Annotated in this window: 2 protein-coding genes; both read left to right on the top strand. The window is 69.2% G+C overall.

The genetic code is table 11. The features are described 5' to 3' along the window. A partial coding sequence (locus tag ACFDTC_RS11650; RefSeq protein WP_375259046.1) for a DUF1206 domain-containing protein occupies positions 1 to 770 on the top strand: 770 nt, incomplete at its 5' end. 119 nt (positions 771 to 889) lie between these two features. Then, on the top strand, positions 890 to 2,741 hold a 1,852-nt coding region (gene glyS / locus ACFDTC_RS11645; protein ID WP_375259045.1), incomplete at its 3' end, for a glycine--tRNA ligase subunit beta.

The following is a 2,741-nucleotide window of genomic DNA, read 5'->3' as shown; positions in this document are numbered from 1 at the left end:
CCCTGATCGCCGCGATCTACGGCGGACAGGCGCAGGGCACCACCAACGCGCTCGCCGACCTGCGCGGCCAGTGGTGGGGCGTCCTGCTGCTGTGGATCGTGGGCCTCGGCCTGCTGTGCTACGCCGCCTGGCGCTTCATCGACGCGTGGATGGACCTCGACACCTACGGCAGCGACGCCAAGGGCATCTTCGCCCGCCTCGCGCTGGTGGTCACGGGCATCGTGCACGCGGCGCTTGGCGTCTCGGCGCTGGGCATCGCCATGGGCGACAGCAGCGGCGGCGGCGACAGCGCGCAAAGCATGACCGCCCGCGTCATGCAGATGCCCTACGGCCGCTGGCTGGTGGGCATCGTCGGCCTCGCTGTCCTCGGCGCCGGCATCTACTACGCCTACAAGGGTTATTCGCGCCGCTACCAGCAGGACATCCGCACCACGCAGACGACGCAGAAGCTCGACCCCGTCATGCGCGGCGGCTTCCTCGCCGAAGGCCTCGTTGTCGGCATCGTCGGCGTGCTCATCCTCTACGCCGCCTTCACCACCGATCCCAGCCAGGCCGGCGGCATCGGCCAGGCCCTGCACGAGATCCGCTCGGTCGCCTTCGGCCGCATCTTCCTCGGGATCGTCGCGCTGGGGCTGATCTTCTTCGGGGTCGAGAACGCGGTCGAGGCCAGGTACCGCATCGTCAAGGCCCGCGCGGGCGACGACGTCGAGACGCTGGCCATGAAGGCCAAGGGCAAGGCCGAGCAGGGCGCGCGCAGCGCCGGCACCTGAGGGGCGGCGCGCCCGGGGCCTCATCCGGGCTGGACCCCGGCGCCGGGGGCGGCTAACACGCCCCCGCACGTCCCTGCGGGCGGCAGACACGCCCCCGCAATCCCAGCGCCGAGGCCCAAATGCCTGATCTCCTGATCGAGCTCTTCTCCGAGGAAATTCCCGCCCGCATGCAGGAAAAGGCCGCCGCCGACCTGCAGAAGGCGATGACCGACGGGCTGGTCGAGGCGGGCCTGACATACGCCGGCGCGCGCGCCTTCGCCACGCCGCGCCGCCTCGCGCTCACGCTGCAGGGCCTCACCGCCCATTCGCCCACCCTGCGCGAGGAACGCCGCGGCCCCAAGGTGGGTGCGCCCGACAAGGCGATCGAGGGCTTCTGCCGCGGCGCCGGCGTGTCGCGCGACCAGCTCGAGCAGCGCGAGGACAAGAAGGGCGCCTTCTACTACGCCACCGTCGTCACCGAAGGCCGCCCCGCCGCCGCGATCGTGGCCGAGCAGCTGGAAAAGACCGTCCGCACCTTCCCCTGGCCCAAGTCCATGCGCTGGGGCGCGGGCAGCTTGCGCTGGGTCCGTCCGCTGCACTCGATCCTGTGCATCCTCACCGACGACGCGGGTGAGGCATCCGTCGTCCCGCTCGAGATCGACGGCATCGAGGCGGGCCGCGTCACGCGCGGCCACCGCTTCATGGGCGTCGCCCCGTTCGAGGTCTCGGGCTTCGAGGATTACGAGGCCAAGCTGAAGCGCGCCAAGGTGATCCTGTCCACGGACGAACGGGCCGAGACGCTGTGGAACGACGCGCAGCAGATCGCCTTCGCGCGCGGGCTGGAACTGGTCGAGGACAAGGGCCTGCTGCGCGAGGTCGCCGGCCTCGTGGAATGGCCCGTCGTGCTGATGGGCGACATCGAGGACCGCTTCCTGTCGCTGCCCCCCGAGGTGCTGCAGACCTCGATGAAGGAGCACCAGAAGTTCTTCTCGGTCCGCAATCCCAAGACCGGCCGGATCGAGAAATTCGTCACCGTCGCCAATATCGAGACCGCCGACCACGGCGCGACCATCCTCGCCGGCAACCAGAAGGTCCTCGCGGCGCGCCTGTCCGATGCGGCGTTCTTCTGGGAAAACGACCTGCGCGTCGCCAGGGCGGGCATGACCGACTGGACCGAGGGCCTCGCCTCGGTCACCTTCCACAACAAGCTCGGCAGCCAGAAGGACCGGGTGGAGCGCATCGCGGCCCTGGCGCACGAGATCGCGCCGGTCGTCGGCGCCGATGCCGACCTCGCCGACCTCGCCGAACAGGCCGCGCGGGTGGCGAAGGCCGATCTGCAATCCGAGATGGTCGGCGAATTCCCCGAGCTTCAGGGCCTCATGGGCCGCTACTACGCCGAGGCCGCCGGCCTGCCGGCCGAAGTCGCCGCCGCGTCGCAGGAACACTACTCTCCCCTCGGCCCGACCGACTCCGTCCCCTCGGCGCCGGTCTCGGTGGCCGTCGCGCTGGCCGACAAGCTCGACACGCTCACCGGCTTCTGGGCCATCGACGAGAAACCCACGGGGTCCAAGGACCCCTACGCCCTCCGCCGCGCCGCGCTGGGTGTGATCCGGCTGGTGCTGGGGAATGGGGTGCGGGTTCGGCTAAACAAACAAGCGTTCCGTCCCGCATATTCGGAAATCCTCTTTCAGTTCGCGGAGCGCGGTCGGCTGTTTTCGCTGGTCCCAAAGGGTGATGGTGCGGACGGCGAGACGGAAAACAAGCTATCTTCACGAGCAGACATCGAAGCGGCGTTCGAAGCTGATTTGGATATGATCGTCTCTTCCGAGACCGGCGAGCGCGGCATCGCGCTACGTTCGAACTATGACCACAACGGCGACCTCCTCACCTTCTTCCACGACCGCTTGAAGGTCTACCTGCGCGACGAGGGCATCCCACACGACGTGATCGACGCCTGCCTCGCCATGCCGGGCAACGACGACCTCACCCTGC

Source organism: Citreimonas sp. (genome assembly GCF_042096055.1).
Lineage (GTDB): Bacteria > Pseudomonadota > Alphaproteobacteria > Rhodobacterales > Rhodobacteraceae > Citreimonas.
This window is presented reverse-complemented; position numbering and strand designations above follow the sequence as displayed.